General features: G+C 31.8%; 15 protein-coding genes. 9 read left to right on the plus strand and 6 right to left on the minus strand.

Annotation, left to right across the window (positions count from 1 at the left end):
* Positions 1–4: 4 nt before the first annotated feature.
* The 8 genes from QGM60_RS16785 to QGM60_RS16820 all read left to right on the plus strand — a co-directional run bounded on the left by QGM60_RS16785 (position 5) and on the right by QGM60_RS16820 (position 8,795).
* On the plus strand, positions 5–1,084 hold the full coding sequence (locus QGM60_RS16785) for an LptF/LptG family permease (RefSeq protein WP_281141410.1): 1,080 nt from the start codon (positions 5–7) through the stop codon (positions 1,082–1,084).
* A complete protein-coding gene (locus tag QGM60_RS16790) occupies positions 1,071–1,979 on the plus strand; it encodes a DMT family transporter (RefSeq protein ID WP_281141411.1) in 909 nt (302 codons plus the stop codon). Before QGM60_RS16785 ends, QGM60_RS16790 begins: the two co-directional genes overlap by 14 nt.
* A gap of 140 nt (positions 1,980–2,119) precedes the next feature.
* Positions 2,120–3,073: an acetyl-CoA carboxylase carboxyltransferase subunit alpha gene (locus QGM60_RS16795; RefSeq protein ID WP_281141412.1), complete on the plus strand. Its 954-nt coding sequence runs from the start codon at positions 2,120–2,122 to the stop codon at positions 3,071–3,073.
* A 169-nt stretch (positions 3,074–3,242) separates the two neighbouring features.
* A complete protein-coding gene (dnaB, locus tag QGM60_RS16800; protein ID WP_281141413.1) occupies positions 3,243–4,775 on the plus strand; it encodes a replicative DNA helicase in 1,533 nt (510 codons plus the stop codon).
* Between the two features lie 72 nt (positions 4,776–4,847).
* Positions 4,848–5,882, plus strand: coding sequence for an AI-2E family transporter (locus tag QGM60_RS16805; RefSeq protein WP_281141414.1), 1,035 nt, complete (start codon positions 4,848–4,850; stop codon positions 5,880–5,882).
* A 199-nt stretch (positions 5,883–6,081) separates the two neighbouring features.
* Positions 6,082–7,266 carry an asparagine synthetase B gene (locus QGM60_RS16810; protein ID WP_281141426.1) on the plus strand — a complete coding sequence of 395 codons (1,185 nt, stop codon included), beginning with the start codon at positions 6,082–6,084 and terminating at the stop codon, positions 7,264–7,266.
* Between the two features lie 47 nt (positions 7,267–7,313).
* A complete protein-coding gene (locus QGM60_RS16815) occupies positions 7,314–8,357 on the plus strand; it encodes an adenylate/guanylate cyclase domain-containing protein (RefSeq protein WP_281141415.1) in 1,044 nt (347 codons plus the stop codon).
* Between the two features lie 15 nt (positions 8,358–8,372).
* Complete coding sequence (locus QGM60_RS16820; RefSeq protein WP_281141416.1) at positions 8,373–8,795, plus strand: secondary thiamine-phosphate synthase enzyme YjbQ; 423 nt, start codon at positions 8,373–8,375, stop codon at positions 8,793–8,795.
* A 67-nt stretch (positions 8,796–8,862) separates the two neighbouring features.
* Here the strand turns inward: QGM60_RS16820 and QGM60_RS16825 are convergent, their stop codons facing one another.
* Positions 8,863–9,972: a hypothetical protein gene (locus tag QGM60_RS16825; RefSeq protein ID WP_281141417.1), complete on the minus strand. Its 1,110-nt coding sequence runs from the start codon at positions 9,970–9,972 to the stop codon at positions 8,863–8,865.
* A 419-nt stretch (positions 9,973–10,391) separates the two neighbouring features.
* Here QGM60_RS16825 and QGM60_RS16830 point away from each other — a divergent pair, with 419 nt between their 5' ends.
* The gene (locus tag QGM60_RS16830; RefSeq protein ID WP_281141418.1) at positions 10,392–11,513 is read left to right on the plus strand and encodes an ATP-grasp domain-containing protein; all 1,122 of its coding nucleotides are present in this window, start codon (positions 10,392–10,394) and stop codon (positions 11,511–11,513) included.
* A gap of 10 nt (positions 11,514–11,523) precedes the next feature.
* Here QGM60_RS16830 and QGM60_RS16835 read toward each other — a convergent pair whose 3' ends face one another.
* The 5 genes from QGM60_RS16835 to thrS all read right to left on the minus strand — a co-directional run bounded on the left by QGM60_RS16835 (position 11,524) and on the right by thrS (position 15,675).
* Positions 11,524–12,321, minus strand: coding sequence for an HAD family hydrolase (locus tag QGM60_RS16835; protein ID WP_281141419.1), 798 nt, complete (start codon positions 12,319–12,321; stop codon positions 11,524–11,526).
* A 127-nt stretch (positions 12,322–12,448) separates the two neighbouring features.
* Positions 12,449–12,793: a 50S ribosomal protein L20 gene (rplT, locus tag QGM60_RS16840; RefSeq protein WP_281141420.1), complete on the minus strand. Its 345-nt coding sequence runs from the start codon at positions 12,791–12,793 to the stop codon at positions 12,449–12,451.
* Between the two features lie 105 nt (positions 12,794–12,898).
* Complete coding sequence (gene rpmI, locus QGM60_RS16845; protein ID WP_102754533.1) at positions 12,899–13,096, minus strand: 50S ribosomal protein L35; 198 nt, start codon at positions 13,094–13,096, stop codon at positions 12,899–12,901.
* A gap of 56 nt (positions 13,097–13,152) precedes the next feature.
* Entirely contained in the window at positions 13,153–13,701 is a 549-nt protein-coding gene (gene infC, locus QGM60_RS16850) for a translation initiation factor IF-3 (protein ID WP_281141427.1), read from the minus strand.
* 33 nt (positions 13,702–13,734) lie between these two features.
* Complete coding sequence (thrS, locus tag QGM60_RS16855) at positions 13,735–15,675, minus strand: threonine--tRNA ligase (protein WP_281141421.1); 1,941 nt, start codon at positions 15,673–15,675, stop codon at positions 13,735–13,737.
* Between the last annotated feature and the right edge of the window lie 310 nt (positions 15,676–15,985).

Genomic DNA, 15,985 nt, shown 5'->3' on the forward strand with positions numbered 1-15,985 from the left:
TTAAGTGAAGATATTAGATTGGTACATATTAAAGCGTTATTTGTTTACATTTCTTATGATGTTATTACTGTTTATACCTATTGGTATAACAGTAGATTTAGCAGAAAAAGTTGGTAAAATATTAGAGAATAAAGCTCCTTTTGGTGAGGTTACGGCGTATTATGTTGATTTCACCGTATATTTTGCTAACCTGTTATTTCCATTATTCTTATTCCTATCAGTTATTTGGTTTACCTCAAAACTGGCTAATAACACAGAAATAGTAGCGTTTTTAAGTTCAGGAGTGTCTTTTTCAAGATTTTTAAGGCCTTACTTAATTGGTGCTACACTTGTAGCCTCTTTTGCATTGGTTTTAGGGATGTATTTAGCACCTATTGCAAGTCAAGGCTTTAACGAGTTTAAGTATAAATATCTTAAAAAGAATAAACAAGTTCAAGAGACACGAGATGTATATCAGCAAATAAATGATAATGATTTTATCTATGTAAGCAATTTTATACCAAGAAATAAAGTAGGGACTAAGTTTACCTATGAACATTTTGAAGGTAATGAACTTAAGTATAAAATTTTTGCTGATAACATAAGATATATTGAAGAAGATTCTACATATAGACTTTCAACTTACCTAAAAAGAACTATAAATGAAGATGGCTCTGAGACGGTTGAAACAGAGCATAGTAAAACAATGGATTTTCCTTTTGAAATTGAGGATTTAACACCTGTGGAGTATGCTGCAGAGACAAAGTCTTATGGTGAACTTCTTCGTTTTATAGAGGCAGAAAAAAGAAAAGGATCCAAAAATATAGGTAGATATGAAGTTGTTAAGCTAAAAAAGTGGAGCTTACCAGTTTCAATTTATATATTAACAATTATTGCTGTAGCTGTGTCTTCTGTAAAAAGAAGAGGAGGAATGGGAGTAAATCTCGCTTTCGGAATTGCTATAGCCATGATATATGTTTTCTTTGATAAAATATTTGGAGTTATGGCAGAGCAATCCAACTTTCCCGCAGTGATTGCGGTATGGTTTCCAAACGTTATATTTGGTATATTAGCTATATACCTCTTGCAGAATGCCAAACGCTAAACTAAAGCATTATCTACATTTACATTTTCTGGTTTTTATTGCTGGCTTTACTGCTATTCTTGGTGAATTAATTACTATTGGAGCATTAGAATTGGTTTGGTTTAGAATGTCTATTGCAGGTGTTTTAATGTTTCTTTATATAAAATTCAGAAAATTAAAGCTGAGAATTTCGAAGAAAACACTATTACAATTTTCGATAGCAGGTGTGATTATAGCATTACATTGGATTACTTTTTTCGAGTCCATTAATCAAGCTAATGTATCTATAGCTTTAGCTATGTTTTCGTCAGGAGCTTTTTTTGCGTCTTTTATAGAGCCTTTGTTTTTCAAACGAAGAATTTTAGCTTTTGAAATTCTATTCGGAATTATTGTAATATTAGGTGTTTATCTTATTACAATGAGCGAAATGACTCATATAAAAGGCATAATTTTAGGTTTAATTTCTGCCTTATTTTCTACTTTATTTGCTGTAATAAATGGGAGATTTATAGAACGTTATGATTCAACATTGATTTCTTTTTACGAATTTATAAGTGGTGTGTTATTTTTAACTGTTTTTATAATTTTTACAGGCACAAAATTCAATTTAGAATTTTTCTCATTATCAACTTCAGATTGGGTTTACCTTTTTATTCTAGCTTCAATTTGTACAGCTTATGCTTTTATTGGAGCTGTAGAAATAATGCGCTATATAAGTCCTTACACAGTTATTTTAAGTTATAATTTAGAACCTGTTTATGGTATTACGTTGGCCTTGTTCTTGTTTCCTGAAAATGAAAAGATGTCACCACAATTTTATATAGGTGCTATATTGATATTAGCTACCATTTTACTAGATGCTATATTGAAAAACCGAAAAAGAAGAAAAGGTAAAACAAGGACTATTGCCAGTTAAAATTTTTATAGTTAGCATTAGAATACCTATTTTTGCACTTACGATTAATTCCTCCTACATTTATAATAAATGTTCTTAGTAATTAAATTAGAATATGTAGGTTTGTACACTAACTAAAGATAAAACTAACTTCAAATTGTATGGAATATTTAGAGTTTGAATTGCCAATAAAAGAATTAGAAGAGCAGCTCGATAAATGCGAAATTATAGGAAAAGAGAGTGATGTAGATGTTACAGAAACCTGTAAGCAAATTGAGAAAAAATTAGCAGATACCAAAAAAGATATATATAAGAACCTTACGGCTTGGCAGCGTGTACAGTTGTCTCGTCACCCAAATAGACCTTATACTTTAGATCATATCAAAGCTTTATGTGGAGACTCATGGTTAGAGCTTCATGGTGACAGAAATGTTAAAGATGACAAAGCCATGATAGGTGGTCTAGGAAAAATTGGTGACCAGTCTTATATGTTTATTGGTCAGCAAAAAGGTTATAATACCAAAACAAGACAGTATCGTAATTTCGGGATGTCTAACCCTGAAGGTTACCGTAAAGCTTTGCGTTTAATGAAATCGGCTGAAAAGTTTGGAATTCCTGTAGTAACATTAATTGATACTCCAGGTGCTTATCCAGGTTTAGAGGCAGAAGAACGTGGTCAAGGTGAAGCTATTGCAAGAAATATTTTAGAAATGGCACGTCTTAAAGTGCCAATCATTACTATAATTATAGGTGAAGGAGCCTCTGGTGGTGCATTAGGAATTGGAGTAGGTGATAGAGTAATGATGTTAGAAAACACTTGGTATTCTGTAATTTCCCCAGAATCTTGTTCATCTATTTTATGGAGAAGTTGGGAATATAAAGAACAAGCAGCTGAAGCTTTAAAACTTACAGCGAAAGACATGAAACGCATGAAGCTTGTAGACCAAATAATAAAGGAACCTCTTGGAGGTGCTCACACTGATAGAGAAAAAACATTTTTAGCTGTTAAAGATGCGATTGTAAAATCTTATGATGATCTTAAAAACTTATCACCAAAAGAGTTAGTGAAACAACGCATGGAAAAATACAGTGAAATGGGTGTCTACAAAGACTAAATCCACTAAACATAGGCAACTTAAAAAACTGAAGTTTTTGACTTCGGTTTTTTTTGTCGCTATTAACAATAAATCAGAGTTATTAACAGTTAAATTGTTGATGAACTGTTGAGATTGCAAAACCATCAAAACACAGTTTATCAATACTATTTAGTTACTTTCGTAAACTATGAAACAACCAAGTCCAGTACAAAGTTATAAAGTCGACAAAAGCTCAATCATAAGCTTAGAGAAGGGTAAGATACCTCCTCAAGCTATTGATTTAGAAGAGGTTGTGCTTGGAGCTATGATGATTGATAAGAAAGGTGTGGACGAGGTTATTGATATTTTGAGTGCTGATGCTTTTTATAAGGATGCTCACAAATACATTTTTGAAGCTATTTTAAAATTGTTTGAAAACAGTGAGCCAGTAGACTTATTAACCGTTTCTAGCCAATTAAAGAAAGAAGAAAAACTAGATTTAGTAGGTGGAGACTTTTATCTGATTTCTCTTACACAGCGTGTGTCTTCTTCAGCACATATCGAATTTCATGCACGTATTATTTTACAGAAGTTCATTCAGCGTAGTTTGATTAAAATTTCTAATGAAATTATTGAAGAGGCTTACGATGAAACCAAAGACGTTTTTGATCTTTTAGATAATGCGGAAGCTAAGCTTTACGAAGTAACCCAAGGTAACGTAAAAAAATCTACGGAGACAGCTCAGAGTTTAGTAATTCAAGCGAAAAAGAAGATTGAAGAAATTTCAAATAAGGAAGGACTTAGTGGAATTCCAACAGGTTTTGATAAGCTAGATAAACTTACTTCTGGTTGGCAACCTTCAGATTTAATTATTGTAGCGGCTCGTCCTGGTATGGGTAAAACAGCTTTAACGCTAACAATGGCGAGAAATATAGCCGTGGATTTTAATAACCCGGTAGCTTTCTTTTCTCTGGAGATGTCATCAGTTCAATTAATAACGCGTTTAATTTCTAGTGAAACAGGACTATCTTCTGAAAAACTTAGAACGGGAAAACTTGAAAAACACGAATGGGAGCAGCTTAATGTAAAGGTAAAAACCTTAGAAAAAGCACCATTATATATTGATGATACGCCATCGCTTTCAATTTTCGATTTAAGAGCAAAAGCACGTCGTTTAGCTTCTCAGTATGGTATAAAAATGATCATGATTGATTATTTACAGTTGATGACAGCTGGAGGAAGTCAAAAAGGCGGAAACAGGGAGCAGGAAATCTCGATGATTTCTCGTAACCTCAAAGCTTTGGCTAAAGAGTTGAATGTTCCTGTTATAGCATTGTCTCAGTTATCTCGTGCTGTTGAAACTCGTGGAGGAAGTAAAAGACCTTTATTGTCGGATTTACGTGAATCTGGTGCGATTGAGCAAGATGCGGATATTGTATCTTTCATTTATAGACCAGAATATTATAAGATTGATGAGTGGGATGATGAAGAGCGTTCTCCTACTGAAGGACAAGGTGAGTTTATTGTTGCAAAACACAGAAATGGTGGTTTAGAAAATATTAGATTGAAGTTTATCGGTCACCTTGGTAAGTTTGATAATTTGGATGATTTTGATACGCCTTTTGGTGAATTTCATTCCAAAATGAATGCAGCAGCTAACGATGATTCATTTAAGCCAGATAGTTTCCCTTCGGCCTCTGATGCTTTCGATGGACCAGATGATGATGGTGTGCCGTTTTAACAATAATATAAGAGACTTCAACTATTATTTAAATTACATTTACGGCTAGCTATTTAACAAGAAAATCGCCTCATGTTAGACCAAAGACGAACCACTAATATTCTATTGCTCATTATAGCGATACCACTTATATTTTATTTACTAAAAATCTTATCCTTTATTTTCATTCCATTGATTTTTTCAATGTTTATTGCATTATTGTTTTTGCCAATTATGCGATGGCTAGGAAGACGTAAGGTGCCTAAGTTTGTAAGTATAATTATCATTCTTTTATTGGTTTCTGTTGGATTAAAAATTGGGGTAGAATTAATTCAGCTTTCGAGTAAAGAAATTTTGGCAACAAAAGATGAGTTCTTTCCTAAAGCAGAAGAGAAATTGACACAATTAAAACTGTATTTATCTGATAATTTTGGGGTAGAAATTGTTGAAGATCAAAATGTTCTTGCACAATTTTTTCAGAAAGAAAACTTAGGGACAACTTTTGGGTTTTTAAGAACATTTTTGACAACAGTACTCATGACTGTTTTCTTTGTTGTACTGTGGTTGGCAGAATCTATTAATGTGCATAAACTTCTAAACAACACCTTGCTTAAACAGAAGCATACATCTATTAAAGCATTTATGAAAATTGAAAAAGACCTTATTAAGTTTATTAAGGTGAAATTTTTAGTGAGTGCCTTAACGGGAATTTTTACTGGATTAATGTGTGTCTTCTTTGATGTAAGCTTTCCTATTTTTTGGGGTTTATTTGCCTTTGCAATCAACTTTGTACAAATGGTGGGTTCATTTATAGCGGTAATTTCACTATCTATTTTTGCATTTGTTGAGTTGGATCCTACAAGTACATTATTCTTTTTTATAATAGCCATAGCTTTAGTTCAGGTTGTCTTTGGTACTATTTTAGAACCTGTATTTATGGGGAAATCCTTTTCAATAAATATTATAGCAGTACTTGTAATGTTGATGTTTTGGGGCTTTTTATGGGGAATTCCAGGGTTAATAATGGCCATTCCTATAACAGTGTTTATTAAAATAATTTTAGAACAGTTTCAAGGAACTAAAATTATAGCAAGCCTTCTTTCAGGAAGTGAAACAACTTTAGAGTAGACTCTAGTTTTTACACTCACAGGTTTATTATTTTATTGAAAATTTTTTTCAAGTATCTTAAAAGATATACAACTTTTATTGAGACAAACTAAAAATTGGTATATTTCGTTCTAAATCTATGAACTTGAAAAAAATTATATTCTCAATATTACTAGCGCTTTTTGCTATAAATTCTTATGCTTCGTACATCCTAATTCCTATGGATAACGAATCACAAGAAAATCACCTTAAGGCTTATGGTGTTACATATTGGACGTTAGAGCGTGAACTCAAAGTAAACTGGTTGTTGAATTATAGAGGAGGTTCTTTTTTATTACCAGATGCAGAAATCATTAGACGTGAATGTCAAATAAGAGGAGTCTCTTTTGAGATTCTTTCGGATTCAAAAGCGGCAGAAATTTTAGATGATATCAGTAGTCCTTCTGTTAATCAAGAAGCCGTTGTTTTAGAAAAAGCACCAAAAATTGCCGTGTATACTCCTTATGGAAAAAAACCTTGGGATGATGCGGTAACCATGGTTTTAACCTATGCGGAAATTCCTTATGAAACTATTTATGACGAAGAAGTTTTAAATGATGAATTGTTACTTTACGATTGGTTGCACCTACATCATGAAGATTTTACAGGACAATATGGAAAATTTTATAGAACTTATAGGTCTGCAGCTTGGTATATAGAAGAGAAAAAAGATGCGGAAGAATTAGCTCAGAAGCTAGGTTACGATAAAGTTTCTGAGGAAAAATTAGCTGTTGCTTTAAAAATTCGAGATTATGTTGTTGGTGGTGGGTTTATGTTTGCTATGTGTTCTGCTACAGATAGTTTTGATATAGCGTTGTCAGCTGAAGGCGTCGATATCTGTGAACCTATGTTTGATGGTGATGGTAGTGATCCTGGTTATCAAAATAAAATAGACTATTCCAAAACATTCGCGTTTAAAGATTATATATTAGAACAGAGTCCTAATGTTTATGAGTTTTCGTCCATAGATATGACATCAAAACGACAAATTCCTTTTAAAACAGATTATTTTTCGTTGATGCAGTATTCGGCAAAATGGGATCCTATTCCAACCATGCTTACTCAAAATCATACAGCTTTAGTAAAAGGTTTTATGGGACAAACGACGTCTTTTACTAGAGAAGAAATCAAATCAAATGTTTTGGTAATGGGTGAAAACAAAACTAATGGTGAGGCTAAATATATTCATGGAATCAAAGGAAAAGGTTTTTTTACATTTTATGGTGGCCATGATCCAGAAGATTATACCCATAGAGTAGGAGACCCTAAAACCGAGTTGGATTTACACCCTAATTCTCCGGGTTATCGACTTATATTGAACAATGTTTTATTTCCGGCAGCAAAGAAAAAAAAGCAAAAGACCTAATATATTGAACAATCTTGTATAACATAAGGATATATTTTAAGCAGTTAGTGTTTGCTAATATCTTTTGGATTTTAGCATGCATTCTATTTATTCTTATTAGATTTTTGGCTTATGGTGAAGACCAAGGAGACGTTATTGTAAATCCGAGATTAGAAGTTCCTATCACAGAATGGCTCCATTATGGTGTTATGGCAGGTGTAATTTTGGGTATATTCTATGCAACGATTGAATTTTTCTTCAATAAATTTCTTTCAAAAAGTTTTTTCCTCGGTGTAACAGTATTACTTAAGGTTGTACTGTACATTTTTGTACTCATATTTACTCTAACCTTTATATTGAGCTACATAGAGTTGGATATGGATATAGATTTACCAATAGAGCGTGGTTGGTGGATTGATAATACTATTTTCTGGCTTTGTGCAGCATATTTCTTTATATGTTCTTTTATATTCTTATTTATAAAAATCGCTAATGAAAAATTTGGAAGAGGGATACTATTCAATATGCTTATTGGTAAATATCGCCAGCCAACAGAAGAGGAACGCGTATTTATGTTTTTAGATTTAAAATCTTCAACTTCAATTGCCGAAAAGTTAGGCCACTATAAGTATAGCCAATTATTGCAAGATTGTTTTTTTGATTTAAATAGGGTGGTGAATAGGTATGACGGAAGTATATATCAATATGTTGGTGATGAAGCCGTAATTACTTGGCCTATACACAAAGCGACAAAAAATAATAATTGTGTAGCAATATATTTTGCATTTATGAAAATCATAGAAAAAAGGTCAAAATACTATACAAAACATTATGATTTAGTCCCTTTTTTTAAAGCTGGACTTCATGGCGGGAAATTAATCATTACTGAAGTAGGTACAGTAAAAAAAGAATTGGCTTTTCACGGAGATGTTATAAATACAGCTTCAAGAATTCAGGATTTATGTAATAAATATAATGCAGCTCTTTTAGTATCGCAATCTCTATTGAATCAATTAAAATTTAGAAGAAAATTTAATTCAGAATCAAAAGGAACTATTTCTCTCAAAGGGAAAGAAGAGACAGTTAATATTTCTGAAATAACCAACCTGTAAATCTATACTCATTTTATGAATTATTTTCAGAAGGAAATAAAGCTTAAATCACATAATAGAGGATATCATCTCATAACTACAGAGATTCTAAACTCCATTCCAGAAATAAAAGAAATCAATATTGGAATGCTGCATGTTTTCATAAAACATACCTCTACAAGCTTAACTATAAATGAAAATGCTGATCCAACGGTGAGAATGGATTTTGAAAGTCATATCAATAAAATGGTTCCAGAAAATCAATCTTATTATAAACATACTTATGAAGGAGCAGATGATATGCCAGCACATATTAAGGCTTCATTAATGGGCGCTTCTGTTCAAATACCTATTACAAATGGAAAATTAAATCTAGGGATTTGGCAAGGTGTTTATTTATGTGAGCATAGAAATTTTGCATCAGGAAGAGATTTGGTGATTACAGCCTTTGGAAATTAGTTTGATTTTTAGATATAAAAAAGCCAGCTATAAAAAGCTGGCTTTTATGTTTGTGAACTAATTTCTTCTAGTTATATTTAAAAAATGTTGACCAATTGTTACCAGGGAAATCACATCCAGCAGCCCATGCAGTCTCGCTACATTCACCACAAGGAACTGGCATTTCAATAAATATAGATTGTTTGTTATCTGTCGGTACCAATACAATAACAATGTTTTCACCACAGCTAGGTACAAAATCATTATGATTTAATGCCATTGCGACCATCATGTCAATTCTATCATTGTTATAAGGTCCGGTAAAAGCACACTCAATACATACACTATCATCTACTAAATTCCATACTGCAATTTGCAAATCACCAAAGGTGTAATTACCTAATTCAGGCGAAGCTTCAGTTCCAATAAGCCCTTGATTAACGAGCCAGTTTAAAGCTCCAAAGTTTTCAGGGTGCTCAAATTTACCTTCAGGTAAAGTTTCATAAGAAGAATAAACATCTCCTGTAAAACATTCTAAGTTGTTTAACGTAGCATCTTGATCAAGGCACCAAGCGTCGTGTGCTCCAGATAAAGAGTTACCTCCGCTAATCTCAATATCAAAGTAGCTTTCTGCTACACCTTTGGCAGTAACACAAACATCTACTTGATCTGGTAGAGACATTTCAAAAGCTTCTTCAGTAACATCATTAACACAATTAACAACAGCATGAGCCGCTACGTAAATGTCATCTCCAGTTTGGTAGTCACTTAAGTTAACAGAATAAGTATAACTAGAAATACAACTATGGTTTTCGTCGCTATATTCAAACTGTCCTGGGACAGGATTTCCACCATTGTTCATAGGGAAATCATTAGTGTTTGTTACAACTGAAAGGTGAGTTTCTACTAAACAATAACCAACATTAGTGATGTTATAAGTGACATCATAATTCCCATCACTACCAGTAACTGTTACATTACCAACTAGTGTGTGTTGCCCAGCGTAAAGATTAACACTGTCATAGACTTCATCGCAATTAGAAATTGTAAGTCCTTGTTTTGGATTCTTTTTACCTTTTTTAGCTTCTAAAGAAGAGCTATCAGCTTCAGATATTTCTTCTGTTTGACAACTGTAAGTGCCTAAAATCAGAAAGAAACAAAATAATAATTTGTAATAATTGATTAGATTTTTTTTCATGTTGTTTAGCTTAATAATTGTGGTTCTTTTGAATAGTTTTAAATTCTTATTCAATTAGTGTCTTTGCTATTAACCAATTATTAATCAAACTAAAATAACTTATTAATTGCCTGAAATATAACATACTAGTTTAAAAGCTTTTTTGCACGTTAAAACGTTTGACTTCTCTTTTTTGATTATTATTGAGTGAAACATATTTTAATCCTAAATATTATTTTTTGATAGAGCGGAAGTTATTTGACTTTATTTCATTTAATGTTTAGTCATTACTTTTTCACATACCTTATATCTAATTTTTATTCCTTGTTTGTTTTTATGTCGATGAAAATATTGTTTTAAACTATATCTAATTAAAGATATTCTCTTTATTACTAACAAAGATTATCTTCGCTTTAAACTAATATTGTATAATATATTCTATGCTTAAAGAGTTTTCTCTTTTAATACCTGATGGTGAGAGCCATTTATCACTATATGTGGTTAATTGTTTGTTACATAATCCTAATGTGACAATTTATGTAATGGCTAACCAAAAGTATCCACCTATAAGATACTCTAGAGGTATAAAAAAGTTCTTTTATTACCCTGATTCTGGTAATGATTTAGAGTTTATATCTAAAACAAATGAAATTCTAGAGCGATATGATATAGATTTACTTATGCCTGTTTTTGAAACAGGAATAAAGAAAATATCGATGTATAAGGATAAGTTTGATCATAATAAGTTAGGTCTTATTCCTTCTATAAAAGATTTTGATATAGCTATAAGTAAGTGGACATTATCTAAGCATATGGAATTAACCGATATCCCTTATCCAAAGAGTTATATGTTTGTAGATATTAAGAAAAATAATTTTAATCAATTCGAGTATCCTGTAATAATGAAACCTACATATATATCAGGTGGAGGAGATGGTGTAATGTTATTTAAAAAGGTAGAAGAACTAAAAGCTTATGTGTCTAAAGATAAATTTAATCCTAATCAGTTAATACAAGAATACATTGATGGTTTTGATGTAGGATGTAGTTTATTATGTAAATCAGGTGAAATACTAGCTTGTACTATGCAAAAAGCATCAATGCTAAATAATAATCCGTTTAGACCTTGGCTAGGGGTTCAGTTTTTATATAATGAAGAACTGTTCAATATTGTAGAAAACTTAATGAGATCCTTAAATTGGAATGGTGTTGCTCATTTAGATTTAAAATTTGATAAAAAGAGCAATACATTCAAAGTTATTGAAATCAATCCAAGATTTTGGGGCTCATTAGAAGGCTCAATGATAGCCGGAGTAAATTTTCCGTATTTATATTGTCTAGCAAGTTTAGATAAAAAATTTGATACACCTGATTACGAAAAATTCGAATATTTTAATTTAAAAGGTTTAGGTAAGAAAATAAAAATAAATAAGAGATTATTGTTTAACTGGAAGTGTATGAACAACTATACTCAATTAAGATATGTAGTCAAAAACCCTATTCCGGTGGTCATAAAATATGCTGTTTTTTTTAAAACAATTGTAAGGTCAAGGTTTAGTTAAACATAAAAGTTTATTTTTTCTCCAATATCAATTGCTCTAATATATACTCAACACCAAACTCATCATTGCTTTTAGTTTGATAATTGGCAATAGATTTAATGTTTTCATGAGCATTTGCCATAGCATAGCTATATGATGCAAGTTGAAGCATTTCATAATCATTATTATAATCACCAAAAGCCATAGTTTCTGAAGGTTTTACGTTATAATGTTTTTGTAAAAATTCAATAGCATGACCTTTATTTGTTATTTTATCTGAAATATCAACCCAATGATTTCCAGAAACAACCACATTAAATTCATCTTTGAGATGTTGTACATGCGGATAAATATTGGCTTCAGAATTGGTTATATTATATAGAGCTATTTTAATGACGTCGTCTTTAATTTCATCAACAGAATCTATAATAGTATAATTAGTATAAAATTCAGAAAACAGTGTTATCAATTCATCTGACGTTCTTTTGATGTAAGCTTTGTGTTTAGTACAAAATAGAGGATAAGCATCTTTAATTGTGCCTGTAAGATCAAACAACATTTTTAGTTTTTCTTCGCTTAAAGAATTAGACAATAAAAGTTGATCGTTCTGTAAAACTAGACCTCCATTTTCAGCAACAATAGTAATATCATTTTTTATAGTTCCGAATTTGTCGACCATACTGTAATAAGGCCTACCGCTAGCGGCTACAAACAAAATATCCTTTTGTTTAAGTTGTTTGTATAATTCGAAGAATCTATCGCTGACTTGATGATTAGAATTAAGTAATGTACCATCCATGTCAGAGATAACCATTTTTACATTTTTCATAGGTTTGTTTTTTATGAATTTAAAAACTAAAAATAGATTTGTTGTTTCGTAAATATTAATAAAAAAACCGATTCAAAATAGAATCGGTTTTATAAGCGAAATGTTGTTATTAATTTGGCTAAAAGCCTTATTTTACTTTGTTTACTATTGCTTCAAAAGCTTCTGGGTGATTCATAGCTAAATCTGCAAGAACTTTACGGTTCAAGTCAATATTATTAGCTTTTAATCCTCCCATAAATTTTGAATAGCTCATTCCATGTAGTCTAGCACCTGCGTTAATACGCATAATCCACAATGAACGGAATGATCTCTTTTTATTTCTACGGTCTCTGTACGAGTATTGCATCGCTTTATCAACCGCATTTTTTGCTACTGTCCAAACGTTTTTACGTCTTCCAAAGTAACCTTTTGCTTGCTTAAGAACCTTTTTTCTTCTAGCTCTTTTTGCAACTGAATTTACTGATCTTGGCATTTCTTTTAATTGTTTTTTGTAGTAGGCGACCAATCATTTGGTACTTGCTAAATTTTTTTGCCTAACTCCAGGGTTTATAAATTATTTTAACCGGTTAAAACTTTATTACTTTAAGCGTAACATTGTTTTAACATTATCCTCGTCAGACTTATGTACTAAAGTATCATGAGTCAACGCAAGCTTACGCTTTTTAGATTTCTTCGTCAATATATGACTCTTAAAAGCGTGCTTTCTTTTAATCTTACCAGTGCCAGTTAGTTTGAAACGTTTCTTAGCACTTGATTTTGTCTTCATTTTAGGCATTTTCTCCTAGATTTAATTTACGTTTCGCTTATTATCTTTTACTGAATTAACAGTTATTATTTTTTCTTAGGCGCAATGAACATAATCATTCTTTTACCTTCTAGTTTTGGCATTTGTTCAACTTTACCAAACTCTTCAAGGTCTTGCGCTAGTCTTAATAAAAGAATCTGACCTTGTTCTTTAAAAACAATTGAGCGTCCTTTGAAAAATACAAAGGCTTTTAATTTAGCTCCATCTTTTAAGAACTTTTCAGCATGTTTCTTTTTGAACTCGTAGTCATGGTCATCTGTTTGAGGACCAAATCTAATTTCTTTTACAACTACTTTAGAGGCTTTAGCTTTTAAGGCTTTTTCCCTCTTCTTCTGTTCGTAAAGAAACTTTTTGTAATCCATAACTTTACAAACAGGAGGTTTTGCATTTGGCGAAATCTCTACAAGATCTAGACCTTGTTCGTCAGCAACGCTGAGGGCTTGTTTTAGAGGGTAAATTCCAACTTCAACATTGTCTCCAACGAGTCTTACTTCTTCGGCTCTAATCTTAGAATTAATTCTATGCTGATCCTCTGGAACAGCTCTTCTTGTGTAATTCTTTCTGTTTCTACGTATTGCTATGGCTTATAAATTTTAATTAAACTTTATTTATTTAAAAGTTTTTAAACTTTTATTTATTCTTTCTTTTATTGTTTTTACAAAACTTTCTACTGTAATTGTTCCTAGGTCTTCACCACCGTGAGCTCTAACAGTTATAGTATTGTCTTTTTCTTCTTGCTCACCTACAATGACCATAAATGGAAACTTCTGCATTTCTGCTTCACGAATTTTCTTACCTACAGTTTCGTTTCTATTGTCTGCGAGGGCGCGAATTTCGTCATTTTCTAGCAAATTTAAAACTTTTTCGGCGTATTTTTCATATTTCTCACTTACGGAAAGCACAATTACTTGTTCTGGCATTAACCAAAGCGGGAAATTTCCACCTGTATGTTCTAGTAATATAGCAACAAAACGCTCCATACTTCCGAAAGGTGCACGGTGAATCATTACAGGTCTGTGCATTTCATTATCGCTACCTTTATAAGTAAGATCAAAGCGTTCAGGTAAGTTGTAGTCCACTTGAATTGTACCAAGTTGCCACTGTCTTCCTAAAGCATCCTTAACCATAAAATCTAGTTTAGGTCCATAAAAGGCAGCTTCACCAGTTTCAACCACATAATTTAATCCTTTATCTATGGCAGCATTTAAAATTGCTTTTTCTGCTTTTTCCCAGTTTTCGTCACTTCCTATATATTTATCTGGGTTTTCAGGATCTCTTAATGATACTTGTGCAGTAAAGTTTTCAAATCCTAGGGAACCAAATACATAAAGAACTAAATCAATGACTTCTTTAAATTCAGTGTCTAGTTGATCTGGTGTACAAAAAATATGCGCATCATCTTGAGTAAATCCTCTTACTCTGGTTAAACCATGTAATTCACCACTTTGCTCATATCTATATACTGTACCAAATTCAGCAAAACGTTTTGGTAGTTCTCTATAAGAAAAAGGTTTGCTGTTATAAATTTCACAGTGATGAGGGCAGTTCATTGGTTTTAATAAGAACTCTTCGCCTTCAGCAGGAGTAGTAATAGGTTGAAAACTGTCTTCACCGTATTTTGCATAGTGACCAGAAGTGACATAAAGTTCCTTTTGCCCAATATGAGGTGTTACCACCATTTCATAACCTGCTTTTTTCTGCGCGGCTTTAAGGAAGTTTTCTAAACGTTCGCGTAAAGCAGCACCTTTAGGTAACCAAAGCGGTAAACCTTGACCAACTTTTTGGGAAAAAGTAAATAGTTCTAATTCCTTCCCAAGTTTTCTATGATCTCTCTTTTTAGCCTCTTCTAGTAATTCTAAATATTCTGTAAGCTCTTTTTGTTTAGGGAAAGAAATACCATAAACTCGGGTTAACTGTTTTTCGTTTTCATCACCTTTATAATAAGCTCCAGCAACACTTAATATTTTTACAGCTTTTATTAAGCCTGTATTTGGAATGTGTCCTCCTCGACATAGGTCGGTAAAAGTTGAGTGATCGCAAAAACTGATTGTACCATCTTCTAGATTTTCAATTAAATCTACTTTGTATTCGTTTTTACCTTTATAATAAGATAGAGCATCAGCTTTAGAAACACTACGCATTTTAAAATCGTGTTTTCCTCTCGCTATTTCTATCATTTTATTCTCAATGGTTTTAAAATCTTTTTCAGAAATAGAACCTTCACCTAAATCAACATCATAGTAAAAGCCATTTTCAATAGCAGGTCCAACCCATAACTTTACACCTGGATACAACTCCTCTAAGGCTTGAGCAAGCACATGGGCAGATGAATGCCAAAAAGCTTTTTTACCAGCGTCATCTTTAAAGGTATATAATGTGAGGTTACCATTATGATGTAATGGAGTGGTTATCTCAACAACAGTGTTATCAAACTTTGCGGATATAACATTTCGCGCAAATCCTTCACTTATATCTTTAGCTACTTCAAAAGGAGTAACACCTTTTTCAAAAGACCTAACAGAACCATCAGGTAAAGTAATATCTATCATTATAATTATAGTAGTATAAAATTAGCTTACAAAGATATATTATATAAGTAATACACAAAATGAAGATTTCATAAATTAATATTGAATTTATAATATATGTATGTCTTGATTCTGTATTCATATAATAATAGATAGTATTATAAGTGTCTTTGAATAATAGTTTATAGATGGATAGTTATCCTAAATAATTAACCATTAAAAAACTTTCGCTTATAAAAGGTTAGTTATAAGCAAATTGTAAAAAAGATTAAAAAAAGATTAAAAAAGTAGTTGTGAATAAGGAAAAGGGTTATATATTTGCGCCCCGAAA

The sequence above is a fragment of the Winogradskyella sp. SYSU M77433 genome (assembly GCF_029911945.1).
Taxonomy (GTDB): domain Bacteria; phylum Bacteroidota; class Bacteroidia; order Flavobacteriales; family Flavobacteriaceae; genus Winogradskyella.